The sequence below is a fragment of the Blautia sp. MCC270 genome, assembly GCF_018785605.1.
GTDB classification, from domain to species: Bacteria; Bacillota; Clostridia; order Lachnospirales; family Lachnospiraceae; genus Blautia_A; species Blautia_A fusiformis.
Window position 1 is genome coordinate 33,016 of the sequence record NZ_WQQD01000017.1, and the last position, 26,267, is coordinate 59,282.

Here is a 26,267-nt window from a genome sequence, read left to right on the forward strand (position 1 = left end):
TCTTCCTCCTTCCATATCATCTATTCCACTGCCAAGTCTGCCTCTTAGTATCGAGTGGCTTAAACTGCGGTCGGCTCTGGCAACAATCCCGGTGCCACAACCTCTGACATCTAATCCACAGCCTAAACCCTACCGCTATTCTCCGGTTACTCAATTTCTCTCCAGTCAGACCGAAAAGTAGATATGTTTCCATACAAGAAAACCGAGCTTTCCGCAAGGCTTCTTACGATGATACTAACCTTACAAAAAGCCCGGAAATACGCCACTTTTTAGCCTTTATTTATCTTTTCTTGACAGCAAACAGACCGTCTCAACGTGGACTCCCTGCGGAAACATATCAGTAGTAGAAACCCGCACCAGTTCATAATCCTCCGCACACAGCACCTTCAGATCCCTCGCCAGTGTCGCACTGTCACAGCTCACATACACAACCCTCTCCGGCTTCATTTTAAGGATCGTATTCAGAAGTACCTCATCACAGCCCTTCCGTGGCGGGTCTACCACGATAACGTCTGCATAAACGCCATTCTTCTCATACTCTCTCGGCAGCACTTCCTCTGCTTTTCCGACAAAAAACTCTACATTCTCAATGCCATTGAGCTTCGCATTCTCTCTTGCATTGTCAATGGCCTGTGGTACGATCTCCACGCCGCGGACGAATTTTGCTTTCTGGGCCAGGAACAGGGAGATAGTTCCGATTCCGCAGTACAGATCCCAGACAGTTTCATTTCCCGTAAGGCCGGCGTACTCCAGAGCCTTTCCATACAGTTTTTCGGTCTGGATGGGATTGACCTGGAAAAAGGACAGGGGAGAGATCTGATAGGAAATATCTCCGATGCTGTCCGTTATATAGGACTGTCCCCAAAGGAGGCGAAGCTGATCACCCAGGATCACATTGTTCCGTTTTTTATTAACATTGATGGTAATGCTGGTCATTTCCGGAATTTCACAGAGTGATTCCACAAGAGCCTTTTCTGCAGGGATCTTATCTCCGTTTAAGATCAGACAGACCATCATCTCATCTGTATGGAAGCCGTAACGAATCATAATATGACGTACAAGACCTTTTCCCGTGGCCTCATCGTAGGGCTGTACATGATATTTTTCCATGTGTCCGATCACACGGTCCAAAACCTCTTTATTCTGTTTCACTCCCAGAATACATTCTCGGTTATCAATGATGGAGTGGGTCCTTCCTGCATAAAAACCGGTGATGATCTTTCCGTCTTTATTTTTTCCTACCGGGAACTGTGCCTTGTTGCGGTAATGGTAAGGCTCGTCCATTCCCATGATCGTCTCCATCGGGAAATCCTTAAAACCGCCGATCCGCTCCAGATGGCCACGGACTTTTTTCTCCTTGAATTTCAGCTGCTGCTCGTAGGATAATGCCTGAAGCTGGCATCCTCCGCACTGGCGGGCAATAGAGCAGGCAGGTTTCACACGGTATGGAGACGGTGTGATCACCTCCATCAGACGGCCATAGCCATAGTTCTTTTTTGCCTTGATGATCTTGGCTTTGATCCGGTCTCCGATCACGGCGTCTTTCACAAAAACGGTGAAGCCATCGGCTTTCCCGATACCTTCACCGTCAACTCCGCAATCCTCTATATCTAAAGTGAGTATATCGTTTTTACGGAATTCCATGTATTAAATATCTCCTGTTCTTCTTAAATTGGACTCAAAAAGCCGGTTGAAACCAAGCCATTCTTTTTTGCCTTTGTCTGCGTGGAAAATTTCTGTCAGTGTCTCCATCCTTGCATCTGTATTGTCTGCCAGATTCAGGGCAACTGCCTCCGCAAGTGCCGGTTTCTTGGGAGAACCGTACTCCAGCTCACCATGATGTGCAAGAATACAATGGATCACCTGATTTTCAAGCTTCTCCGGAAAATCCGGGATCTCTTTTGCAAGATCATGTACCATCTGTGCCCCGATCACAATATGTCCAAGAAGCTGTCCCTCATCTGTATAATCATTCATCGGAAAAGCAGAAAGCTCCTTCGTTTTGCCCACATCATGAAGAAGTGCGGTTGTGATCAGAAGATCTCGGTTCAATAGTGGATATGCATTCGCCATATAATCGCAGAGACGGGTCACTCCAAGAGTGTGCTCCATCAGCCCGCCGATAAAGCCATGATGTACGGTCTTCGCTGCAGAATGTCCCTCAAATATCTTCATAAATTCCTGATCTTCCACAAAGAGCTTCTTCAGAAGCTGGGAAAGATAGGGATTCTTCACACTGTTGATAAGCTCTCGTAGCTGGCTCTGCATATCATCCACACTGTTCTCACTGGTAGGAAGATAATCTGCCGGATCATACTCCCCTTCTCCTGCCTTGCGTGCTCTCTTGATATTCAGCTGCATGGCGCCTGCAAAGCTTGTCACATCTCCCATGATCTCAATGTAATCAAGAGTATCAAACTCATCAATTCCCAGAGAATTGGGATCCCAGATCTTACCATCGATCACACCTGTTTTATCCTGAAGGATCAGATTCTCATAGGGCTTGCCATTCTTCGTTGTAGCTGCCTGTTTCTGTTTGCAGAGATAGATCCCGTTTACTCTGTCTCCCTCATGTAATTCATTTAAAAAACGCATAAAATTCTTGCCTTTCTGTTCTTTTTACTTTCAAAGCAGACATACTCACGAACACATCCGCTTCACACTTTGCATTCATAGCCAGACTTTCTTTATGATCTTTGGCCGCATCCCGGTCCGGGCTTTCTGGCATTTTTGCACAGTTTCCACTTACTTCCGGGCTTTATTCAGTATCATAACACATTTTACTTTCCTTTGCTATGGAAATCATGTAAAATAGGAAACGAAGTGTTTTTTTGCATATCCTGTGTTACGCAGAAAAGCACAGAAGTAACAGAAGTAACAAAAAGGAGTAACTATAGCAACAATGAACAAAAAAGCATACAAAGCACTTGAATACTATAAAATCATAGATCTGCTCACAGACAAGGCATCCTCCCCCATGGGAAAGGATCTCTGTCGGAAGCTTACCCCTTCCACAGACATTGAAGAGATCCGGGCCATGCAGCTGCAGACACACGATGCCCTTGCACGCCTGTTCAAAAAAGGCGGCATTTCCTTCGGCAGCGTCAAGGACATCCGCGGCACATTAAAACGTCTTACTGTTGGCAGCGCCCTGAATGCACCGGAGCTGCTTTCTGTCTGCAGTCTTCTTGAGAATACCGGTCGTGTAAAGGCCTATTCCAGAAGTGACCGTGATGACGGAATGACCGATTCCCTTGACGGAATGTTTGCGGCACTGGAACCTCTGACACCACTCAGCACAGAGATCCGCCGCTGTATCCTTTCCGAGGATGAGATCAGTGACGATGCCAGCAGCACGCTTCGCCAGATCCGCCGCAGCATCAAAGCCACCAACGACCGGATACACACCCAGCTTTCTTCTCTGGTTGCAGGAAGTGCCAGGAATTATCTTCAGGATTCCGTTATCACCATGCGCGACGGTCGCTACTGTATCCCGGTAAAAGCTGAATATAAAGGCCAGGTTCCCGGTATGATCCACGACCAGTCCGCCACAGGTTCCACTCTTTTCATTGAGCCCATGGCTGTTGTCAAGCTGAACAACGACATCCGCGAGCTGGAGCTGAAAGAGCAGAAAGAGATCGAAGTGATCCTTGCATCCTTAAGCCAGCAGGTAGCTGCTGAGCTGGAGGCTATTCACGCAGATCTTTCCATCATGGTACAGCTGGACTTTATTTTTGCCCGTGCCGCACTTGCCATGGACATGAACGCCAGTGAACCTGTTTTCAACACAGAAGGCCGGATCCGGCTTCGCCAGGCCCGTCATCCACTGATCGATAAGAAAAAAGCCGTTCCTATTGACATCCGTCTCGGGGATGATTTTGACCTCCTGGTTGTCACCGGACCAAACACCGGTGGTAAAACTGTTTCTCTGAAAACCGTAGGTCTTCTTACCATGATGGGACAGTCGGGTCTCCATATCCCGGCGCTGGATCGTTCCGAACTTGCACTTTTCCGCGAGGTTTATGCTGATATCGGAGATGAGCAGAGCATTGAACAGTCCTTAAGTACCTTCTCCTCTCATATGACAAACGTGGTTTCCTTCCTGAAATCCGCAGATCAGGATTCCCTGGTCCTCTTCGATGAGCTTGGTGCAGGTACGGACCCTACAGAGGGTGCCGCTCTTGCCATTGCGATCCTGTCACATCTTCACGAGCAGGGTATCCGTACCATGGCAACCACCCATTACAGCGAACTGAAGATCTATGCCCTCTCCACTCCAGGTGTGGAAAATGCCTGCTGTGAATTCGATGTGGAAACCTTACGTCCGACCTACCGCCTTCTGATCGGTGTTCCGGGAAAAAGTAACGCATTTGCCATTTCTTCCAAGCTGGGGCTTCCGGATTTCATCATCGACAAAGCAAAGGAACAGATCAGCGAGCAGGATGAATCTTTTGAAGATGTTCTGACATCCCTGGAGCAGAGCCGTGTCACCATCGAAAACGAGCGTGCTGAAATTGCCCGTTACAAAGAGCAGGTAGAAGAGCTGAAAAAATCCCTTCAGGAAAAAGAAGAAAAACTGGATGAACGTAAAGAGCGGATTCTCAGAGAAGCCAATGAACAGGCACATGCGATTCTCCGCGATACCAAGGAATACGCAGATCAGACCATGAAGCTTTTCCATAAATTCCAGAAGGATCACATAGATACCGCTTCCGTGGAAAAAGAACGCCAGAACCTGAAAAAACGTATGTCAAAAGCCGAAAATGGAATGTCTTCCAGACAGCAGAAGCAAAAGCCAAAGAAACAGCTGAAGCCATCCGATCTTTCTCTTGGCGATACCGTAAAGGTGCTCAGCCTGAATCTGAAAGGAACAGTTTCCAGTCATCCGGATTCCAGAGGATATCTCTTTGTGCAGATGGGTATCATCCGTTCCAAGGTTCATATCTCCGATCTGGAGCTTGTGGACGAGCCGGTGATCACCACTCCGTCCATGCAGCGTACCGGCGCCGGAAAGATCCGTATGTCCAAGGCAGCCAGCATTTCCACAGAGATCAATCTTCTGGGAAAAACCGTAGATGAGGCAGTTGCAGAGCTGGATAAATATCTGGATGACGCCTATATCGCACACATGAAATCCGTCCGTATCGTTCACGGAAAAGGTACCGGTGCCCTCCGCAAAGGTGTCCACAATTACCTGAAGCGTCAAAAGCACGTAGCTTCCTTCCGTCTCGGCGAATTCGGAGAAGGCGATGCCGGCGTGACCATTGTAGAATTCAAGAAATAAAAAGGAGCTGAAGCCATGGCTACAAAACAGAAAATCCTCATTGTTGACGATGACAACAACATTGCAGAGCTGGTTGCTCTCTATCTCACAAAAGAATGCTTTGAGACTAAGATCGTAAATGACGGCGAGGAAGCCCTGAAGCAGTTCCATATTTTTCATCCGGATCTGATCCTTCTGGATCTCATGCTTCCGGGCATTGACGGATACCAGGTATGCCGTGAGATCCGTCACACCTCCGATATACCGATCATTATGCTTTCCGCCAAGGGAGAAACCTTTGACAAAGTCCTGGGACTGGAACTTGGAGCAGATGATTACATCATCAAGCCTTTTGACTCCAAAGAGCTGGTGGCACGTGTCCGTGCGGTACTGCGCAGATTTCATGTAAAATCTCCGTCTGCCGCGCCAAAGGAAAAATGTGTTTCCTATCCGGATCTGGTGATCAACCTGACCAACTATTCTGTAACTTATATGGGACACCAGATCGATATGCCGCCAAAGGAGCTGGAGCTTCTCTATTTCCTGGCAGCTTCTCCCAATCAGGTTTTCACAAGAGAACAGCTTCTGGATCACATCTGGGGCTATGAATACATTGGCGATACCAGAACCGTAGACGTTCACATCAAACGTCTACGTGAGAAGATCAAGGATAACCCAAACTGGGCTCTTTCCACAGTCTGGGGAATCGGTTACAAATTTGAGGTAAAGGATTCATGAAACAGCATCTTTATACTAAACTGCTGATCCTGTACTTTATGCTGGGCGGAATCTGCTTTCTGCTGCTTTCCTCCGGTGGCTCCTACCTGGTAGAAAAAAGGCTGGAGCGCTCTACCGGAGAGTCCCTTTACCGCACTGCCAGCCAGCTGGTTTCCAAAAATGAACTTCGTCAGGCTGTAAAAAACCCCAAAAACGAATCCCTCACCCTGGCTCTTTCCTCTGCAGCAGCCTTTCAAAATGCAGATTTCTGGGTTATGGATACAGATGGGAACGTTCTGATAAACACAAACCAGCAGTCCTCTGATTCCGGTGATATCACCGTCAGGAACTTCCGACCGGAAGATTACGAAGATACCTGCTATTCCTCCGGTACGTTTTACGGGACATTAAAAACCCCACAGCTAAGCACAGTCGTTCCCATAAAAGATACGGATCTGGTGACTGGTTATCTGGTGATCCACTACCCTATGAAAAACCTCTACGAAAGCCGCAGCAATATCGTAGAGGTTATGATCCTGATCTTTATTGTGATCTATGCACTTTTTTTCAGTTTTCTTCTGATCTATTTTTACAGGGTCCACAAACCTCTGAAAGAAATCTTAAAGGGTGCCCTGGAATTTGCCAACGGAAATCTTACCTACACGATCCCAGTAGATTCTGAAGATGAGATGGGATATCTTTCCCACTCCCTGAATTACATGGCAGACAAGCTGAACAAAAACGGAGAGTATCAACGACAATTCATTTCCAATGTGTCCCATGATTTCCGCTCACCTCTGACCTCCATCAAAGGCTATGTGGAAGCCATGCTGGACGGTACCATCCCACCGGAAATGCAGGAACGTTATCTGAAAGTCATTGCTTTTGAATCCACCCGTCTGGAGAAGCTTACTCGAAGTCTCCTTACCTTAAACGAACTGGATGTCAAAAAGCGTATGATGCATATGCGGCGTTTTGATATCAATGAAACAATCCGTACCACAGCCGCCACCTTTGAGGGAACCTGTTCGGAACGAAACATCCGTCTGGAGCTCCTCCTTGCGGGAAAAGAGCTTTTTGTCCGTGCAGATATGGAACAGATCCAGCAGGTACTGTACAATTTATTGGACAATGCAGTAAAATTCAGCAACGACAATTCTTCTATCACACTGGAAACCACAGTCAATCATGGCAAGGTTTTTGTCTCAGTCAAAGACCATGGAAGCGGAATTCCAAAGGAAAGTCTTTCCAGGATCTGGGATCGTTTCTATAAGATCGATGCCTCCCGTGGAAAAGACCGCAAGGGTACCGGGCTTGGCCTTGCCATTGTAAAAGAGATCATCAACGCTCATAAGCAGAATATCAATGTGATCAGCACCGTAGGTGTTGGAACAGAATTTATCTTTACACTGGAAAAAGCAAAATAAAACATCAAAAAACCTCTGATCCGGAAGGCTGTAAAAGAAATATCTCTCAATATCTCCTACAGTATTTCCGGATCAGAGGTTTTTATTTACTCTTTGCAGGCTTATTTCCAGTCGTAATTTCTCAGATGGCCTTCCAGATTCATATGCGTAAAATTATGCTGTCGCAGCGCCTCATAAAGCACAATGGCAACTGAATTGCTTAAATTCAGGGAACGGATATCTCCGATCATCGGGATCCGCACGCAGGTTTCCTGATTGTTTACCAGGATATCCTCCGGGATTCCCGCACTCTCCTTGCCAAACATAATGAAACAGTCATCCTCATACTGCACATCTGTATAAGTCTGAGGTGCCTTGGTGGTTGCGTAATAAATCTTTGCTCCCGGATTCTTTTTGAGAAAATCCTCATAGTCTAGATATCTGGTCACATCCAGATGTTCCCAATAATCCATACCTGCACGCTTGATGGCCTTTTCATTCAGGCGAAAACCAAGCGGTTCGATCAGATGCAGCCTGGTTCCTGTTGCCACACAGGTTCTTCCGATATTTCCTGTATTTGCCGGAATTTCCGGCTCATGGAGCACAATATTCAAAACTCCCATTTATTTTTTTCCTCTTTTCTACATAGCATTAAATATACAAAATATGCATTCGCAATCCGCTTCGCTGCTTGCTCATGAGATCAAAAAGCCAAGCTTTTTGGTCTCATCTTCTGCCGGGCGTTCCAGATATCTGGCATTTCCGCCGCTGTAAAGAAGCCTGTTATTTCCGGAATCGGTCTGCCCGATCACTGCTGCCATGATCCCCTCTCGCCGCAACTGCTGCACAAACGCATCACCGCCATGGATTCCCATAAGAATACTTCCGCCGGAAAGCAGCTTGTACGGATTCACATCAAGGATCTCACAGATCTCTATGGTTTCCTGTCGGATGGGCACACTTCGAAGATCTGCACTAAGACCTACTCCGGATGCCTCCGCCATTTTCCAGAGGGCAGCAAGAAAGCCGCCTTCTCCCATCCGATATCGGGCACTGGCTCCGGATTCTTCCGCCATTTTCCAAATTTTATCATTCTCTGTTCCTGTTCCGTAAACCTCAGGAAGCTTTACAGCATCCTCGAGAAACCGTTCTGCAAAAAACTCCCGCAGCCTGTCATAATAATTCTTTGTGATCCATGCAGTTCCTTCTGCTGCCACAGGGCCTGCCACGATCAGCTCGTCTCCCGGCATAAGCCGTCCGTCTATCTCTGCCTGAAGCGCCTCCAGTGCTTTTTTTCCAAGTTTCATAACTGCCGCCTTAATAAAGGATAAGCGAAAGCACAGTCGGAACTACCATTGCCAGTACCAGAATAACTGCGATGATCGCTGTGATCACTTTTCTTTTTTTCGGATCAAACATTCCCATAATTATCATTCACCTCATCTGTAATATCCGTTAATTGCGCATTGTTGGTCAAAGGATCCCTGTCTGTATAATCAAAAAGAAGCTTCTTTCCATCCCGGAACACCTCGATATGGGCGGTTTTCGGGATTTTTTTCGCTTTCCGGTAATCCCAGATCAGCCGCTCATACGGCTTCTGGTCTGAAGCAAAGGATGGCCTGCTCTTTAAATTCTCTCGAAGATAAAGATCCAGGAGCATTACATCGGAAAGTGCTTCCGACGGGATCTCTTTCTGTTCTCCGGCAAACTCCATAAGGATCTCATAGCGCCTCATCCTGGAATGAGAGATCTCCGAGTATCCTTTTTTCTCATAAAATCTGCCAAGTGCCTCATACATCCGGAAAGGATCGTCAAAATACTTCTCCAGAAATACAAGGGTATTTTTGAACTGCCCACTATTATAATACACTTCCACCATACTTTCCACCATTTTCAGCCTTAAAATCTCCCCGTAGGTCAGCCAGGCTGTGGAAAGTACCTCATAGGGTTCCCGATCCTTGTAAAGAATCTGATATTCCCCTGTCATTTCCATCATGTGTGAGCCCTTCAGCACCTTCAGAAAACCAAGCTGAAACTGTTCCGGACGCAGTGCGTAAACATCGCAGAAGGACTTGTGGAAGCTGTCGTATCCCTCATAGGGAAGTCCTGCGATCAGATCCAGATGCTGGTGGATATTTCCAAAGCTGTGGATCTGCTCTACAATCCCTTTCAGCTTTTCAAAATCCATGGTTCTACGAATGGCTTTGATGGTCTGAGGATTGGTGGACTGTACACCAATCTCCAGCTGGATCAGGCCCGGACGCATGGTTTTCATCAGCGCCAGCTCCTCCGCACGGAGAAGATCTGCTGAAATCTCAAAATGAAAATTGGTGATCCCGTTATCATTCTCCGTAATATACCTCCAGATCTCCATGGCATGGTCATGCTTGCAGTTGAAGGTACGATCCACAAATTTGACCTGAGGAACTTTATTATCAATAAAAAACTGCAATTCCTTTTTTACAAGCTCAATATCACGGAACCGAAGCTTCTTATCTATGGAAGAAAGGCAGTAGCTGCAGGAAAAGGGGCATCCCCTGCTGCTCTCATAATAAATAATGCGGTTTTTAAACTCTGTAAGATTGCTGTATGCAAACGGAACTTTACTTAAATCCATCAATTCCCGCCAGCCCGTGTGTACAATATCCCTGCCTTTGTTTTCATCACGAAAAGCTACTCCGCGGATCCCGCTCAAAGTTTCCGGTTTTCTTTCTATATAATAACCTGCCAGTTCATGGAAGGTTTCCTCTCCTTCTCCCACCATCACTCCAAAAAACGCAGGATTCTTTTTCAGAAATTCCACCGCATCGTAGGATACCTCCGGGCCTCCTGCCCAAAACTCCACCTGTGGAAGGATTTTCTTAAGATCCGGCACCAGCTCCCTGACAAAGGAAATATTCCAGATATAGCAGGAAAAGCAGACCAGATCCGGCTGCTCCAGATAAATATCTTTTAAAATGTCATCCCTGATCTGATTGATCGTATACTCTTTGACCACAACCCTGGAGCTGTATTCTCCGGAACAGGATTTCAGGTTATATACCGCAAGATTGGAATGGATATATTTTGCATTGCATGCTGCAAGTAAGATTTTCAAATTTTATATTCTCCTAACTTCTGTCGGATAATTTCTTTCCCCGGCAGTTTTCATTATTTCTCTGTTGATCCTTTTCGCTTTATGATTATAACGTTCCCGCCACCGGATGTAAATAGAAAAACAGGGGTTACTGTTCACTGGTAATATTCCGCGAGGTGTTTTTTGTGAGCGAAGGTCACAGAAAACCCGAGACATACCGCGCGAATTTATGCGATCAGCATAAATTCTGTGCATCGCGAAGCGTGTTGCTGAGAACGGAGTGAACAGTAACAAACAGGGATTTCCCTCCTGCCGCAAAAATGCCGTTTTTGTTGTATTTCCATCCAAACAGCGTTAAAATGAGTACTATATATTTTTATAAAGGAGTAATCTTTTTATGGATCGAAACAGCTGTCTGAATTATTTTCAGGCGTTTCCCTTCTGGGAACATATGACGGAAGAAGATCGGAATTTTCTTCTTGATAACATTCGCGAGCTTCATTACCCGGCAGGTGCTGCCATACAGTCTGAAGAGCGCCAGTGCCTAGGAACTCTTTTTCTTCTGAAGGGAGTTCTCCGTGTTTATCTACTGTCTGCTCAGGGAAAAGAGGCTACCCTGTACCGTTTAAGGGACAGTGACATCTGCACTCTTTCCGCCTCCTGCATGCTTTCTGCCATTACATTTGATGTACAGATCGATGCAGAAACAGACTGTGATCTGCTTCTGCTTCCGGCAGTTCCTTTTTCCCGGCTGATGAAAAACAATATCTATCTGGAAAATTTCATCTACAAACGGACAACTGAACATTTCTCAGATGTGATCGCAGGAATCGAACGGACATTTTTTATGACCCTGACTCAGAGAATCGCAGCCTTTCTTCTGGATGAAGCTGCAGATACCGGTTCCGATGAGCTCGCTCTCACACAGGAAGCCATCGCCCGCTCCATCGGAAGTGCCAGAGAAGCTGTCAGCCGCAGCCTTAAAAAAATGAATAAAGACGGCTCTATCCAGATCTCACGGGGATCGATCCGCATTCTGGATAAAAGACGTCTTTATGAAATGATGAATACTTTTTAATTTGAAGATGTTTTAGGTGCCGGCTGCAGGATCCACCAGAACAGCATCGGCATAATAGTCATTACCGGCCACATATAACGGATCATCCCATTTACAGGAGACACAAGGCATATCAGTATATTCAGCACCGGTATGGCAAAGATCAGGAGTTTTTTCCATTGCTTCTTCACCAGAAGATACCCCATCAGCAACAGAGTAAGCCAGGTATACGTTCCTGCACTTAAGATAAGTCCCAGCCCAGGTGCACGCATCCATAATTCATCATAAAGCCTGAATAGATACTGGATCTTTTTTGGGCCCACATAGCTGACATCGATCCCGGATTTTTTCTGATACAGTTTATCTATGTAAAACCGGTACACGCCCTGCTGTCCTCTTCCCATATGGAACGGATCATTATAACTGTAGATATTATTCAATGTCGCCTGGATATATACTCCCGGATGACGACGGAACATGGCAAACCAGGCTTTAAAATAATCTTTCATGTATCCATCCAATTTAGGATCATTATCATCATCTCTGAACCTAAATGTAATTTTCACAGGATCCGACAGTTCCGGATTATACTTCTCGGCAAGAACATCATAATCCAGGATCCTGTTGATCGCTTTCTTCTCACTTGCGGTTACATCATCCGGATATTCTCTCAGATATCGGGCAGTCTGCTGAAACGGTACCGAAAGCATTTCACATCGGGATCCAGGTGCCACGCCAAGGGCAGGTGCTACCCCCTTTTCTACGCCCAGATAACAGGCAAAAACACAGACAGCCACAATAAATGCATATTTCCTCGCGCCCTTTACCAGGAAGAAAAACAAAAGGATCAAAGAAGGCAGGACTAGATGAATGCCATTATTTCGGGTAAGACAAACACTGATTCCCAGAAGAAATAAATATACTGCCTTTCTCTTGGAAAAGGAATGACAAATATCTATATACACTGCAAAATACAAAGTAATGACTGCCGTATATAATCCATCTTTGATCACTGCCTGCGCATAGCTTCCAAATATGGGAACAAATGCAAACAGCAGAACAGTACCAAAAAGTATCCATTTTGGAGCCTTCCATCTGTACAGATAGCGGACTACCGCACTGTAACACCAGATTTCCACAGAAGTAAACACAATGATGATCAGAAACACTCCAAAATTATAACACCAGATAGTTTTTCCAAGTGTCAGCAGTCCACCCATGATCATCGTCAGGACCCATGGATGATGATTGTCCAGCGGCATAGCTCCCAAAAATACATCCAGCTGCCGAAATCCATCTGCCGGGATCGAACCTGGGAGAAATGCCAGGATAAACGGTGTCCATCCAATGATCATAGATATCTTTGCCAGGCGGAACCACATTACTTCTTCCTCTCTGGCCGGGATACGCCCGCAGGCCTTTCGGAAAAACTCCATCTCAGGAATCCTCCAGAAATAAGTGATTCCCATATCACAGATAATATAAAATCCTATAAAGCATCCGGCTGAGATCAGGATCTGTTTCTTTGCGCCAAACAGAAAATCCCAGTTTCCATTTGTAAAATAAGAAGTTCCAAGAAGCATTCCCGCCGAAAAGATCACTGCCAAAACATGTGCCTGCCAGTTTCTGTATTTCCGGTAGCCCTCCCATCCTTTCACGTATAAAATAAGAAGCAGGATCCATGCAAGCAAGCTCGTGCATCCCAATCCATTATAAACATCGCTCATTTTTTCTACAGAAGTATTTCCATCCATTGGAAGGCCCGTAAAAGAAAAGGCCAGCGCTGTGATCATTGCCGCGATCACAGGCACTGCATTCTTTTTTATTATTTTCTCATCCATATTTTTATTAACCCTTGTCTAAAATTTTCAGTAAACCAACAATGCTCCGGAAACCGTTTCGGTTCCCAGAGCTGTATCTGTTTTTTCTGTTTTCTGTTTTGGTTACTGAAGCGCTGCCTCAAGCTCTGTCTTTGATGTCAGTCCCACAAAACGTGCGGTCTCTTTTCCTTCTTTGAATACCAACAGTGTGGGGATACTCATGATCTTGTACTGCTGTGCCAGTGATGGCTCTTTGTCTACGTCAACCTTGCCAACCTCATATCCGGCTTCTGCAAGCTCTTCCACGACCGGAGCCTGACGTCTGCATGGTCCGCACCAGGTTGCCCAAAAATCTACCAGTACCGGCTTTTCTGCCTTTAATACCTCTGTTTCAAAATTGTCTGTTGTAAAAACTTTTGCCATGATAAAATTCCTCCTTGATCCTGTATTTATTTTTAGTATCAGCTTATGCTTACGCCTTCAGAAGCTTCCGCACATACTGACAGGCGGAAAGTCCTGCCTGGGCACCGTCATGAACAGCTTTTGCCACCTGGAGAAGTCCACCGGTGCAATCACCCGCTGCATACAGTCCCGGAACTGTAGTCTCCATCTCTTCATTGACCCGGATATTTCCTTTTTCATTCAATTCCGCTCCGATCTGGCGGGCCATCTCCGAGCTTCCGGCTGTACCAAGTGCTACAAAGACTCCCTCTGCCGGCACAAAAGAATCTGCTCCGGTACCTGCTTCCTGCATGGACACATCACTTTTCAGGCGGATGCCGGAAACACGCTCATCCCCTTCGATTGCCTGGATCTTCATGGTGTTAACCGGAAGCGGATTTTCTCTTGAAAATTCCGGTTTCTTTCCATCTGTAAAGATCGTCACACGGGAAGCGGTATGAGAAAGTTCTTCTGCTTCATGAAGAGCAAAATCACTGTTTCCAAGCACTGCCACTTCTTTTCCTCTGTAAAAAAATGCGTCACATACTGCGCAGTAGCTGACACCTTTTCCCTCAAATTCCTTTACTCCCGGAATCCTGGCAGAAGCTCTCCTGCTTCCGGTTGCCAGGATCACGCTGCGTGCCTCAAAATCTCCTGCGGTAGTTTTCACCTCAAAAGTATCAAAACCACCCATTCCCACAACCTGGGCATCCAGGATCCGTACTCCAAGTGCTCTTGCCTGGGCAAGACCTCTTTCGAAAAGCTCTCTGCCGGACAGCGGCTGCTCCAGTCCGTAATAGTTCTCGATCTTCTCCGCTTTTTCCAGTGAACCGATCCCTGTATTTATGATCAGCGGATCCATATTTCCTCTTGCCGCATAAAGTGCTGCCGAGATCCCGGCCGGACCTGCTCCTATGATAATGATATTCTCCATTTCAGACACCTGCTTTCTTCTTCGTTTGGATCTGTTCTATAATATACGCTTCGCATTGGTCTGTTTCTGTGATCAGGTCACTTTTCCTTCACAGAAGTCATTATATCACATTCCCCCAAAATTACACCTTTTTTTCAATAGCTTTTATTTGCGTCTGTTTCTCTTCTATGCTATTATTATAACGACTTTAAACCAATTAAATGAATCAAGATGATACCCCTGCGGGATCATAAATATCTGCTTGACCTGTAAGGAAACAGATTCCTTATATTTATCAATAGATCATGAATCATAAAAAGGAGCCTAATCTCTATGAGAAATTTTGAATATTTTACCCCTACCCGGGTTATTTTCGGAAAAGATACACACCTTAAGATCGGCACTGTTCTAAAAGAGCAGAACTGCAGCAAAGTACTGATCCATTATGGCAGCCACAGTGCAGTAAGCTCCGGTCTGATCGATGAGATCCGATCTTCTCTGGATGAAGCTGGAATTTCCTATGTCACTCTTGGCGGTGTGGTTCCCAATCCCCGTCTCTCCAAGGTACGTGAAGGTATTGAGCTTTGCCGCAAAGAACAGGTTGATTTTCTTTTGGCTGTTGGCGGTGGCAGCGTTATTGATTCCTGCAAGGCCATCGGCTATGGACTTGCCAATCCGGATACAGATGTATGGAACTTTTTTCTCCGCACCGAAACCCCAAAAGCCTGTCTTCCTGTAGGCGTTATCCTGACGATCGCAGCTTCCGGAAGTGAAATGAGCGGATCCTGTGTGATCACCAATGAAGAGGGCTGGCTGAAACGGAGTAGTGCCCGCAACGATCTGTGCCGCCCACGTTTTGCTATTTTAAATCCCCGCCTCACCTATACCCTGCCGCAATATCAGACCGAAAGCGGCTGTGTGGATATCCTGATGCATACTATGGAACGGTACTTTGTAAATATCGAAACCATGGAGATCACCGACAGTATCAGCGAATCTCTGATGCAGACCGTGATCTATAACTCCCGGATCCTGATGAAGGAGACGGATAATTATACTGCACGGGCAGAGATCATGTGGGCCGGCAGTCTTTCCCACAATGGACTTACCGGCTGCGGAACCGGCGGTGGTGACTGGGCCTGTCACCAGCTGGAGCATGAACTGGGCGGCACCTACGATGTGGCTCACGGAGCCGGTCTTGCCGCTTTGTGGGGAAGCTGGGCACGTTACGTTTATGATGCAAATCCGGAACGCTTTGCCCAGTTTGCAGTCAATATCTTTGACATTCCCTGCAGTACCGACTTCAACAAAACTGCTCTTGCCGGCATAGAAGCCATGGAAGATTATTTCCGTTCCATCCAGATGCCTACCAGCCTTCATGAGCTTGGTCTTGATCTTACAGAAAAGGAGATCCATGATCTAGCGTTTAAATGCAGCTTTGAAGACACCCGTACCATCGGTGTGTTCAAACAGCTGAACATGAAAGATATGGAAAAAATCTATCTTGCTGCCAGATAAATCTGTAGCCATAATATTGCAGATGTTTTTTTGAAAATCAGATTTTTCAGAAAAACATCTGCTTTTTTTATTTTTTCCTTGCATTCTCTACATAAATGTGTTAAAGTAACAAAGTACTCGAAAGAGACATGCCCAGATAGCTCAGTTGGTAGAGCAGAGGACTGAAAATCCTCGTGTCGCTGGTTCGATTCCGGCTCTGGGCATTATTTTTTTACTCTGATCGCAGAATAGCCTCTGCTGGTCAGAGTTTTTTTATACAAAAAACTGCTGCAAATCCCTTGTGGAATCTACAGCAGTCTTTTTCTGATCACTGAAGCAAATAAACTTCTGTATAAAACACGCCCTTCTGCTCTGCTTCGGAGTGTGTTGCCACATATACATCAATGCAATTGGTCCGGATCGCTCCTCCGCAGTCCTCTGCAACATAAACCTGTCCATTGATCACTACTTTGGAACCGTATGGGATCTGACTCGGATCCACTGCGATCGTACGGTTGGTAGTGGCCGTTACTCCTGTGGAAGTAATTCCATTCGCCCATGGTCCGCAGCAGATGCTACACGGACAATAATGCGTGATCCGGAATGTTCCCAGTGGTTTCAATGTCGCGTCCGAAGATACTGATACCGGCGTTCCGATCTGTACGCCAGCTGCGGTACTTCCGGAACCACCTGTGGAAGTTACACCATCCACCGCATCCGCAAAAACGCCCTCCCCGGAACTCTTAGTAAGGGATCCTGCTTTTGTATTCTTTTCCTGCTCTGCCTTGGCCACTTCCGTAGCCTGATAACCTTCCAGACAGCTGGTCGGAATATAGCCGACGTGATCTGAACCACTGTCATCTGTGTAAACGATCCTGCTCCAGATAGCATCTACCGTACCTGTTCTTTTCAGCTCATCATCCTGAAGGACCTCTCCTACAACCTCTCCGTCCTTCTTGCCGGGATAATCCAGGATATCACTGTCCTGTGCCGCTGTAACTGTATCTGTAAATTTATTTACGATCTCCGTATCACTGAGCACGCTGTCCGAAACATAACCGATGATCTTGTCCTCACCTTTCTTTTGGAAGGTCACCTTGCTCCAGCCATTGTCACAGACTGCAACTCTTTCAAGCTTCGTTCCCAGGATCACAGAACGCAGCTCTGTACCACTGTCTCCCGGATTGGACCGGATTTCCGTATTTTTCGCTGTAACATAAAGCGTATCACTCTTCGCCAGAGCATTTACTGTATTTCCCGCCCCATCATCGATCTGAAACTGCTGAGGTGTTTTTTTCTCCTTTGTATATGTATCCAATGTTGCTTCATATCCCAGTACCTCTGCTGATACGGATGCAGGGAAAAGCATAGAAGCACATAAAATAACTGCCAGAAGCTTTTTTCGCATGAAATCTTGCCTCCTTTATTCCGGCATTCTACGGTTTGTCCCGACTATCATAGCATATCAGATCATATTTTGCAATTTCACAGGACAGTCTTCAGAAATTTTTAACAAAAAGATCATATTTTTTAACTGGTCAAATCTATCCGTAACGGATACAATACTTATATGAATACAAAACACAAGAAACCAACCCTTACTAAAAAACAGCGCCACAAACTCCGTGTACAGCAGGTGCGAAGGCAGAAGATCTTTCTGACATGTCTTTTTCTGCTGATCGTGGGCTGTATCCTTCTGCGTTTTTCCAAATTTTCCGGCAGGCAGAAGGAAACCCATCAGATCAATGCAGCCTGTGAAGCTTATCGCGATGAGGTTTCCAGCGAAGCAGCACAATATGATATGTCCGACTATGTAGACCTGATCCTGGCTGTGATGATGCAGGAAAGCTCCGGACAGGGTACCGATCCCATGCAGTCCTCAGAAGGAGCCTACAACACCAGATATCCTCAGCAGCCCAATGGTATCACAGATCCTTCTTACTCTATTTCCTGTGGCATCCAGGAACTGAAATATGCTCTGGAAAAGGCCGTCTGTACCGGTCCGACTGATCTTTCCAAAATCCGTCTGGCTCTGCAGGCATACAATTTCGGAGCCGATTCCTATTTTGCTTATCTGGAAGAAAACGGTCAGACTGTGTGGACGGCCCAAAGTGCTCAGGCCTTTGCTCAGATGGCAAGCGGCGGCACACAACGTGATGAAGATGATCCCCTTCATGATCCTGCCGGTCCATGGGACTATGGTGACCAATACTATCCGGATCATGTTTTGCGCTATTACCACTTAGACAATAACTCATAAACCACCGAAATATTGTCATATACAAGTTCTATTTCAGACGTCTGGAATAAACTTTATATGTTGTGTATAATTTCAAAAAAATTCCAAAAAACATTTGACAGAATATAAAATCTATGCTAATATATGTCTTGTCGCTGAGGGAAACACTTGAAACGATAAGACATATGCGATAGTGGCGTAGTTGGTAACGCGCGACCTTGCCAAGGTCGAGACCGCGGGTTCGAGCCCCGTCTATCGCTCTTCAGAACTCTGAGTTTTTCAGAGTTCTTTTTTATTTTTAAAACTATCCTTTTTCGATCAAAAAGTCCCGGGTCTGATCTCTTTTTTCCAGAAATTCAGATTCGGGACTTTATATTTTTTATCTTTTATTTCAGCTGCATATCATGGCCAAGGCATGCATCTTTTAGTGGTGGAAAAGGCGGATTCCTGTAAATGCCATCACCATTCCATACTTATTACATGTATCGATAACTGCGTCATCACGTACAGATCCACCCGGCTCTGCAATATATTTTACACCGCTCTTATATGCGCGCTCGATATTATCACTGAATGGGAAGAATGCATCGGATCCCAGTGTCACGCCGGTAAGACCATCCAGCCATGCTCTCTTCTCTTCTTTTGTGAACACTTCCGGCTTCTCTGTGAATGTCTTTTCCCATGCACCATCTGCAAGGACATCCATATATTCCTCACCAATGTAAACATCAATGGCATTATCTCTCTCCGCACGTGTGATCGTGTCTTTAAACGGAAGCTCCAGTACTTTCGGACACTGACGGAGATACCAGTTATCTGCCTTCTGACCTGCAAGGCGTGTACAATGTACACGGGACTGCTGTCCTGCACCAACGCCGATAGCCTGTCCGTCCTTAACAAAGCATACAGAATTGGACTGTGTATATTTCAGGATGATCAGAGAAACCTTCATATCTCTCTTGGCTTCTTCCGTAAGCTCTTTATTCTCTGTTACAATATTGGAGATCAGCGCATCATCAATTGCCAGCTCCTGGCGGCCCTGCTCAAAGGTGACTCCAAATACCTGTTTGTGCTCCAAAGGTTCTGGAACATAGTTTTCATCGATCTGGATCACATTGTAATTGCCTTTTTTCTTCTGCTTCAGAATTTCAAGAGCCTCCTCTGTATATCCTGGTGCGATCACACCATCAGAAACCTCTCTCTTGATCAGCATTGCGGTATCTTTGTCGCAGACATCAGAAAGAGAAATAAAATCACCAAATGATGACATACGATCTGCACCTCTTGCTCTTGCATACGCACATGCAAGCGGGGAAAAATTCTTCCAGTCCATATCACCTACCCAGTAGATCTTTGCCAGTGTCTCATTCAGCGGAAGTCCGATGGAAGCACCTGCCGGAGATACATGCTTAAATGAAGTTGCTGCCGGAAGTCCGGTTGCTTTCTTAAGGTCACGTACCAGCTGCCAGCCATTAAAGGCATCCAGGAAGTTGATGTATCCTGGTCTTCCGGAGAGTACCTGGATCGGAAGCTCACTTCCATCTGCCATATAGATCTTTGATGGTTTCTGATTTGGGTTACATCCGTATTTTAACTGTAATTCTTTCATGAAAAAGCTCCTCCGTTCTCTGTGATATCCCTATTTTCTTATTTATTCTTGTTTACGATCCTGGATTCATATTTTCCTGTCTCAATGTCAATAAAACGAACAAAGAGAGAAACTTTATTATCCTGGTTCAGGCTCTTCCAGAGGAGATCCGTAAACTCATCAATATCGCTTGGGATCTCTACCAGCTTCGGCTCTCCCTCGAAACTTGGAAGTGGATTTCCATCGCATTTATAAGTATGGATAAAACGTCCCTGTCCTGCCGCCGCATTCTCATAGGCAAATGTATAACGAAGACAGGAATCCGGATTTCCGTTATTGCTCTTTAAAATAGACATCGCATAATTGAATTTACCGTCTTCAACATGAAGAACACCTGAAATACGAGGTGTATAGTTCGGCGCATCCGGCTCAAACTCTCTGCTGCGGAGAGACTGTTCAAAGGTGAGCTGTCTGTCCATTCCCTCATAGATCGTATCTGTCTGATCACCGTTTGTTACGATGGTCTTATTTCCAAGGACACGTACCGGTGCATAAATGATCAGGCTCGGGTCTGTAAGCTTGGACGGATCAAAAGCCTGTGTACGGATTCCTTCCCCATCCTCAACAAAAATACGGTTTCTGCTGTTCTCGCTTCTTCCCATAATAAAATATGCAGTAACTGCATGTTTCCCGTCAGCGGAACGTCCGATCACAATTCCTCTTCCCGGATAGGAATTTTCTTTCAGTTCTTTTTCAAGTGAAAATGTCGTCATTTTTCACAGTCCTCCTTGTCTAATGTAAGGCCCGGGGCTTATCCCAGGATATGAACGGTAACAAAAAACCGCCTGGACACCCCTTATCAGGCTGCCCAGGCGGTCGGCTTCTCACTTCACTGCACTCCCTGTAGGTAATCCTACTTTCCGCCAGTCATGCAGCTTCTGCTGTTATACTACAATACTTCTTCTTAATTTTCAAGCCCCTATTTTCAGAAATTATTTTTCCAGACTTCTTGTTGCTCACAAAATAAACAATAACACTTTATTTCCCCTGTAATGCATAATCTGTCTGGATCTGTGCTGCAATGTCTGATTTCATCTGGATCCATGCATCGGGATTTTCCACGTAATACTTCGGACAGTCTTTACCTGTGACATCATAATGACGGATCACCTGATCCGAAGTCAGTCCAAAGCGTGTACAAAGCCACGCTGTCAGCTTTACCGCCGAATCATAGGTTGCTGTATTAAACTGCCCTGTTTCATCCGGATGGCAGCATTCAATGGATATGGTATCTACATTTCTGGAATTTGTGGCATAGGATATTTCTGAAGTGGGAATACATTGTACCACTTCTCCCTCCAAACCTATCACAAAATGACTGCTGACTTTGTTGTCCTGCGTTGTCGCAAGATTTTCAAAATAATTCCGGTTGGATATGGCAGTAGATCCCGGATTGGCCGTATAATGAATGGCTATATAATTTACCTGTTCGATAGAAATCTGTGGTCTGGAATAGGAATTCGGTGTCAGAAGCTCCACATCAATAAAAGGTGCTCCTTCTGCCTGCCATTGTTCCGGTCCGCCATTTCCGCTGGCATTCCCGGATATTTCTTCCTGTCCGGACTGAGTTTCACTCTGTTCCATGCGCATCTCAAAAAATGCGTATCCTAACGCACACGCAGCAAAAGCAACGATCACAATGATACATATCAGCACAATCCTCTGTAGGATCTTGATCGGGTTCTTTTTTCTCAAAGACTTCTTTTTTCTTCTGGAAGACCCGGAGGAAGTTTTCTTTACGGAAACAGGCCGCCCGCTATGGGACGGCCTGGGTGACTTTTTACCGGTCTTACCTTTTTTTCCTTTATTATTCATCTACACTGTAGTTTGGAGCCTCTTTTGTGATATGGATGTCATGTGGATGTGACTCCTTGAGAGATGCAGCGGAGATCTTAATGAATCTGCCTGTTGTTTTCAGCTTCTCAATGTTCTCTGCTCCGCAGTAACCCATACCGGATCTTAAACCGCCAATTAACTGGAATACGGTATCCTCAACGTGTCCTTTGTATGCAACACGTCCTTCAACACCTTCTGGAACAAGCTTCTTGGCGTTCTCCTGGAAGTAACGATCCTTGCTGCCGTTCTCCATAGCTGCAATAGATCCCATTCCACGGTATACTTTATATTTTCTTCCCTGATAGAGCTCGAATGTTCCCGGGCTCTCATCGCATCCAGCAAACATGCTGCCCATCATGCAGACATTGGCGCCTGCCGCGATAGCCTTGGTGATGTCTCCGGAATACTTGATTCCACCATCTGCGATGATCGGGATTCCGTAGCTGTTGGCTACTTCATAGCAATCCATAACAGCAGTAACCTGCGGTACACCGATACCTGCAACAACACGTGTGGTACAGATAGATCCAGGTCCGATACCAACTTTAACTGCATCTACACCAGCTTCGATCAGTGCCTTGGTAGCTGCTCCTGTTGCAACGTTACCTGCGATAACCTGAAGTTCCGGATATGCAGCCTTGATCTCGCGGACTGCTTTTAAGATATTCTCAGAATGACCATGTGCGGAATCAATTACGATTACATCCACATTCGCTTTCACAAGTGCATCTACACGTGCAAGTACATTGGCTGTGATACCAACTGCCGCACCACAGAGAAGACGTCCCTGTGCATCCTTGGCTGCAAGCGGATATTTGATCTGTTTCTCGATATCCTTGATGGTAATGAGTCCTTTTAAATTAAAGTCGTCATCTACAATGGGTAATTTCTCCTTACGGGATTTCGCAAGGATCTTCTTGGCATCCTCAAGTGTGATTCCTTCCTTGGCTGTGATCAGTCCTTCAGAAGTCATGCACTCCTTGATCTTTCTGCTGAAATCTGTCTCAAATTTAAGATCACGGTTTGTGATAATACCTACAAGCTTTCTGCCTTCTGTGATCGGAACACCGGAAATACGGTATTTCGCCATCAGATCATTGGCATCTTTCAGTGTATGCTCCGGTGAAAGATAAAATGGATCTGTAATAACACCGTTCTCAGAACGTTTAACCTTATCAACCTCTTCTGCCTGTGCTTCGATGGACATATTCTTGTGGATGATACCGATACCACCCTGTCTGGCCATGGCAATTGCCATTCTGTGCTCTGTAACTGTGTCCATTCCCGCACTCATCATGGGGATATTCAGCTTTACTTTCTTGGTTAAATACGTTGAAACATCTACCTGATTCGGAATCACTTTAGAATAAGCCGGAACCAGAAGGACGTCATCAAACGTAATGCCTTCACCAATAATAGTACCCATTGCATTTCCTCCCTTGTGTAAGATATTTTAAATTTGTGAACTAGTGTAACAAAAAACAAGATTCATGTCAATCCAAAAAAACTTTACTTGGTGCAGAATTTTTCATGGTATTTGCAAGTGCGTCATCCAGTTCCAGGATCACTTTGCAGGTTTCTCCACTGTCTCTTATGATCATTGCATAGCGTTTATGATCCTCAATTCCTGATGAAAAATCATACTCTTTCATCTTCTGATTGCCATTATAATAGTCCATTCTGTGGGACTTTAATGGTGCCACAAGGTCTGCCTCCGCAAGCTGGAGCGATTTCACTCTTTTCCTTTTTGATTTTGACATGATCATATCAATGTCCAGTTCTCCGTTAACAAACAGATACTCGTACTCCAGATCTGTCTTCGGTATTACAAAATAACATGCAATACCAAGTGCAATAGCCGGTACCAGCAAAAGTACATTCAGCACAAGGCCTCCCAGGACCATGATCACCGTCAGCGCTATCAGACCGTATTTCACAACCAGATCTTTCGCTGTCTGCTTCTTTTTTACCAGAAGCTCTGAATATAAGTCACTCATTTGTTTCTTCCTTTCGTAATTTACTGACTTTTTGATTATAACACAAAAAGAGAGCCGCGTCTATGGCGCAGGCCCTCTCATTTTGTGAATTAATTATTTCACCTGCTCAGCTGATAATTACATCATTCCCATTCCCGGGTTTGCAGCCGGAGCCGGAGTATCTTCTTTGATTGTGGAAACTACAGCCTCTGTTGTAAGGAGTGTAGATGCAACACTTGTAGCATTCTGAAGAGCACTTCTTGTAACCTTAGCCGGATCAAGGATTCCGTTCTCAACCATGTTTACGTATTTCTCATTGAGAGCATCGAAGCCTGTACCGATCTCAGACTCTCTTACTTTGTTGATAATAACAGCGCCTTCCAGTCCTGCGTTTGCAGCGATGTGGAACAGCGGAGCCTCAAGAGCTTTCAGGATCACATAAGCACCTGTCTTCTCATCTCCTTCAAGTGTTGTTGCAAGTTTTGCAACCTCTTTGGAAGCATGGATGTAAGCAGATCCGCCACCTGCGATGATACCTTCCTCAACAGCTGCTCTTGTTGCTGCAAGAGCATCCTCAAGACGAAGTTTTGCTTCTTTCATCTCTGTCTCAGTAGCAGCACCTACACGGATAACAGCTACGCCGCCAGCCAGTTTTGCAAGTCTCTCCTGAAGTTTCTCTTTATCAAACTCGGATTTTGTCTCCTCGATCTGCGCACGGATCTGTGCAACACGTTTTGCAATGGCATCTTTGTCACCGAGACCATCAACGATAACTGTGTTCTCTTTTGCAACTTTAACAGATTTTGCACGTCCAAGCTGCTCCATCTTAGCTTCTTTCAGGTCAAGACCAAGCTCATCGGAGATCACCTGTCCGCCTGTCAGGATCGCGATATCCTGAAGCATCTCTTTTCTTCTGTCACCATAGCCAGGAGCTTTTACAGCTACTACCTGGAAGGTTCCTCTCAGTTTGTTGACGATCAGAGTTGTAAGGGCCTCACCCTCAACATCCTCAGCGATGATGAGAAGTTTCGCACCGGCCTGAACAACCTGCTCAAGAAGTGGAAGGATCTCCTGGATATTGCTGATCTTCTTGTCTGTGATCAGGATGTACGGATCATCAAGAGTTGCCTCCATTTTCTCCATATCTGTGGACATGTATGCGGAAATATATCCACGGTCAAACTGCATACCTTCTACAAGGTCAAGCTCTGTATGCATGGTCTTGGACTCCTCAACAGTGATAACACCGTCTTTGGAAACTTTCTCCATAGCATCAGCAACAAGCTGTCCAACCTGCTCATCACTTGCAGAGATTGCTGCTACGTTAGCGATCTGCTCTTTGCCGTTGATTGCCTGGCTCATGTTCTTGATCGCTTCTACTGCAACATCTGTTGCTTTTTTCATACCTTTTCTGAGGATGATCGGGTTGGCACCTGCTGCCAGGTTCTTCATTCCCTCATGAACCATTGCCTGAGCAAGTACAGTCGCTGTTGTAGTACCATCACCTGCTACATCGTTTGTCTTGGATGCAACTTCCTTGATGATCTGAGCACCCATGTTCTCGAATCCGTCCTCAAGCTCGATCTCTTTTGCGATGGAAACACCATCGTTTGTGATAAGCGGAGCACCGAAAGATTTGTCAAGTACTACGTTTCTTCCTTTCGGTCCAAGTGTTACTCTTACTGTATCTGCAAGTTTATTTACACCAGCTTCAAGTGCTGCTCTTGCTTCTGCGCCATATTTAATTTCTTTTGCCATGATAAAATGACCTCCTATTTATATTGATATACGATAAGATGTTTATATTATTTAATAACTGCCAGGATATCTTCCTGTTTTACAATGATGTAATCCGTACCATCCATCTTAACTTCTGTTCCTGCATATTTGGAGTAAATAACAGTGTTTCCGACTTCTACTTCCATCTTTACTTCTTTGCCATTTACAACTCCGCCAGGACCAACTGCGATAACTTCTGCCTGCTGTGGTTTCTCCTGTGCCTGTCCCGGAAGTACGATTCCGGATGCTGTTGTCTCTTCTGCTTCAACCTGTTTTAATACTACTCTGTCGCCTAAAGGTACTAACTTCATGATCTATGTTCCTCCTTTATAAGTTCCATCTTCGTCTGCTAGCACTCACTTTATACGAGTGCTAATCACTATGGCTATATTAGTGAATTTCACATATTTTCGCAACCCTTTTAAGATATGGTTTTTCTATATTATTCTGATTTTATCTCTTTTATACTCTTGTTTTCTCTTGTTTTCTCAATTTCATTATTTATTTTGATTTTATGAAATCGAGTAGGAGGCGGTGACTAACCGCCGTCCTCTCACACCACCGTGCATACCGCTCGGTACACGGCGGTTTCAATAGTT

Annotated in this window: 22 protein-coding genes, 2 tRNA genes and 1 riboswitch; of the genes, 8 read left to right on the top strand and 16 right to left on the bottom strand. The window is 45.4% G+C overall.

What is annotated here, in order from left to right; genetic code table 11:
- Positions 1-276: 276 nt before the first annotated feature.
- Together rlmD and GPK58_RS06495 are read right to left on the bottom strand one after the other, a co-directional pair.
- The gene (gene rlmD, locus GPK58_RS06490; RefSeq protein ID WP_215638379.1) at positions 277-1,644 is read right to left on the bottom strand and encodes a 23S rRNA (uracil(1939)-C(5))-methyltransferase RlmD; all 1,368 of its coding nucleotides are present in this window, start codon (positions 1,642-1,644) and stop codon (positions 277-279) included.
- A gap of 3 nt (positions 1,645-1,647) precedes the next feature.
- The gene (locus GPK58_RS06495) at positions 1,648-2,595 is read right to left on the bottom strand and encodes a 3'-5' exoribonuclease YhaM family protein (RefSeq protein WP_015524370.1); all 948 of its coding nucleotides are present in this window, start codon (positions 2,593-2,595) and stop codon (positions 1,648-1,650) included.
- Between the two features lie 307 nt (positions 2,596-2,902).
- Between GPK58_RS06495 and GPK58_RS06500 the strand changes: the two genes are divergently transcribed.
- Genes GPK58_RS06500 through GPK58_RS06510 form a run of 3 tightly spaced genes read left to right on the top strand, consistent with a single transcriptional unit; the run spans position 2,903 to position 7,407 of the window.
- The gene (locus tag GPK58_RS06500; protein WP_215638380.1) at positions 2,903-5,284 is read left to right on the top strand and encodes an endonuclease MutS2; all 2,382 of its coding nucleotides are present in this window, start codon (positions 2,903-2,905) and stop codon (positions 5,282-5,284) included.
- Between the two features lie 15 nt (positions 5,285-5,299).
- A complete protein-coding gene (locus tag GPK58_RS06505) occupies positions 5,300-6,001 on the top strand; it encodes a response regulator transcription factor (protein WP_022426654.1) in 702 nt (233 codons plus the stop codon).
- Positions 5,998-7,407: a sensor histidine kinase gene (locus GPK58_RS06510; RefSeq protein WP_022426653.1), complete on the top strand. Its 1,410-nt coding sequence runs from the start codon at positions 5,998-6,000 to the stop codon at positions 7,405-7,407. The genes GPK58_RS06505 and GPK58_RS06510 overlap by 4 nt, the downstream gene beginning before the upstream one ends.
- A gap of 101 nt (positions 7,408-7,508) precedes the next feature.
- Here GPK58_RS06510 and trmL read toward each other — a convergent pair whose 3' ends face one another.
- The 3 genes from trmL to GPK58_RS06525 all read right to left on the bottom strand — a co-directional run bounded on the left by trmL (position 7,509) and on the right by GPK58_RS06525 (position 10,483).
- A complete protein-coding gene (gene trmL, locus GPK58_RS06515) occupies positions 7,509-8,009 on the bottom strand; it encodes a tRNA (uridine(34)/cytosine(34)/5-carboxymethylaminomethyluridine(34)-2'-O)-methyltransferase TrmL (RefSeq protein WP_015524365.1) in 501 nt (166 codons plus the stop codon).
- 72 nt (positions 8,010-8,081) lie between these two features.
- Positions 8,082-8,693 (bottom strand): AIR synthase-related protein, encoded by a 612-nt coding sequence (locus GPK58_RS06520; protein ID WP_243874182.1) that lies wholly within the window; start codon positions 8,691-8,693, stop codon positions 8,082-8,084.
- A gap of 104 nt (positions 8,694-8,797) precedes the next feature.
- Positions 8,798-10,483 carry a B12-binding domain-containing radical SAM protein gene (locus GPK58_RS06525; protein ID WP_215638381.1) on the bottom strand — a complete coding sequence of 562 codons (1,686 nt, stop codon included), beginning with the start codon at positions 10,481-10,483 and terminating at the stop codon, positions 8,798-8,800.
- 376 nt (positions 10,484-10,859) lie between these two features.
- On the opposite strand from GPK58_RS06525, the gene GPK58_RS06530 reads away from it, so the two are divergent.
- The gene (locus tag GPK58_RS06530; protein ID WP_021651802.1) at positions 10,860-11,540 is read left to right on the top strand and encodes a Crp/Fnr family transcriptional regulator; all 681 of its coding nucleotides are present in this window, start codon (positions 10,860-10,862) and stop codon (positions 11,538-11,540) included.
- On the opposite strand, the gene GPK58_RS06535 is transcribed toward GPK58_RS06530, so the two are convergent.
- From GPK58_RS06535 to GPK58_RS06545, 3 genes are all read right to left on the bottom strand, one after another.
- Positions 11,537-13,360 (bottom strand): DUF6020 family protein, encoded by a 1,824-nt coding sequence (locus GPK58_RS06535; protein WP_173740235.1) that lies wholly within the window; start codon positions 13,358-13,360, stop codon positions 11,537-11,539. The two genes, GPK58_RS06530 and GPK58_RS06535, sit on opposite strands and share 4 nt — an antisense overlap.
- A gap of 102 nt (positions 13,361-13,462) precedes the next feature.
- Positions 13,463-13,762 (bottom strand): thioredoxin, encoded by a 300-nt coding sequence (gene trxA / locus GPK58_RS06540; RefSeq protein ID WP_021651804.1) that lies wholly within the window; start codon positions 13,760-13,762, stop codon positions 13,463-13,465.
- Between the two features lie 49 nt (positions 13,763-13,811).
- The gene (locus GPK58_RS06545) at positions 13,812-14,714 is read right to left on the bottom strand and encodes an NAD(P)/FAD-dependent oxidoreductase (RefSeq protein WP_021651805.1); all 903 of its coding nucleotides are present in this window, start codon (positions 14,712-14,714) and stop codon (positions 13,812-13,814) included.
- Between the two features lie 312 nt (positions 14,715-15,026).
- On the opposite strand from GPK58_RS06545, the gene GPK58_RS06550 reads away from it, so the two are divergent.
- Both GPK58_RS06550 and GPK58_RS06555 read left to right on the top strand, forming a co-directional pair.
- On the top strand, positions 15,027-16,211 hold the full coding sequence (locus tag GPK58_RS06550; protein WP_015524359.1) for an iron-containing alcohol dehydrogenase: 1,185 nt from the start codon (positions 15,027-15,029) through the stop codon (positions 16,209-16,211).
- A 130-nt stretch (positions 16,212-16,341) separates the two neighbouring features.
- Positions 16,342-16,414, top strand: a tRNA-Phe gene (locus GPK58_RS06555).
- A 104-nt stretch (positions 16,415-16,518) separates the two neighbouring features.
- Here the strand turns inward: GPK58_RS06555 and GPK58_RS06560 are convergent.
- The gene (locus GPK58_RS06560; protein WP_015524358.1) at positions 16,519-17,598 is read right to left on the bottom strand and encodes a 3D domain-containing protein; all 1,080 of its coding nucleotides are present in this window, start codon (positions 17,596-17,598) and stop codon (positions 16,519-16,521) included.
- Positions 17,599-17,760: 162 nt separating this feature from the next.
- Here GPK58_RS06560 and GPK58_RS06565 point away from each other — a divergent pair, with 162 nt between their 5' ends.
- A complete protein-coding gene (locus tag GPK58_RS06565; RefSeq protein ID WP_044961647.1) occupies positions 17,761-18,450 on the top strand; it encodes a lysozyme family protein in 690 nt (229 codons plus the stop codon).
- Positions 18,451-18,616: 166 nt separating this feature from the next.
- Positions 18,617-18,689, top strand: a tRNA-Gly gene (locus GPK58_RS06570).
- 164 nt (positions 18,690-18,853) lie between these two features.
- Here GPK58_RS06570 and GPK58_RS06575 read toward each other — a convergent pair.
- The 7 genes from GPK58_RS06575 to groES form a co-directional block, all read right to left on the bottom strand.
- Positions 18,854-20,038, bottom strand: coding sequence for a phosphoribosylaminoimidazolecarboxamide formyltransferase (locus tag GPK58_RS06575; protein ID WP_110103451.1), 1,185 nt, complete (start codon positions 20,036-20,038; stop codon positions 18,854-18,856).
- Positions 20,039-20,076: 38 nt separating this feature from the next.
- Complete coding sequence (locus GPK58_RS06580) at positions 20,077-20,790, bottom strand: IMP cyclohydrolase (RefSeq protein ID WP_015524355.1); 714 nt, start codon at positions 20,788-20,790, stop codon at positions 20,077-20,079.
- A gap of 86 nt (positions 20,791-20,876) precedes the next feature.
- Positions 20,877-20,958, bottom strand: a riboswitch (ZMP/ZTP riboswitch).
- Between the two features lie 97 nt (positions 20,959-21,055).
- Positions 21,056-21,772 (bottom strand): peptidoglycan recognition protein family protein, encoded by a 717-nt coding sequence (locus GPK58_RS06585; RefSeq protein ID WP_044961668.1) that lies wholly within the window; start codon positions 21,770-21,772, stop codon positions 21,056-21,058.
- A 112-nt stretch (positions 21,773-21,884) separates the two neighbouring features.
- A complete protein-coding gene (guaB, locus tag GPK58_RS06590) occupies positions 21,885-23,339 on the bottom strand; it encodes an IMP dehydrogenase (RefSeq protein WP_021975900.1) in 1,455 nt (484 codons plus the stop codon).
- A gap of 67 nt (positions 23,340-23,406) precedes the next feature.
- Positions 23,407-23,910, bottom strand: a complete 504-nt coding sequence (locus GPK58_RS06595) for a DUF6106 family protein (RefSeq protein ID WP_021975899.1) — start codon at positions 23,908-23,910, stop codon at positions 23,407-23,409.
- A gap of 117 nt (positions 23,911-24,027) precedes the next feature.
- The gene (gene groL / locus GPK58_RS06600) at positions 24,028-25,647 is read right to left on the bottom strand and encodes a chaperonin GroEL (RefSeq protein WP_021975898.1); all 1,620 of its coding nucleotides are present in this window, start codon (positions 25,645-25,647) and stop codon (positions 24,028-24,030) included.
- Between the two features lie 47 nt (positions 25,648-25,694).
- The gene (gene groES / locus GPK58_RS06605; protein WP_021651813.1) at positions 25,695-25,979 is read right to left on the bottom strand and encodes a co-chaperone GroES; all 285 of its coding nucleotides are present in this window, start codon (positions 25,977-25,979) and stop codon (positions 25,695-25,697) included.
- Positions 25,980-26,267: the final 288 nt, after the last annotated feature.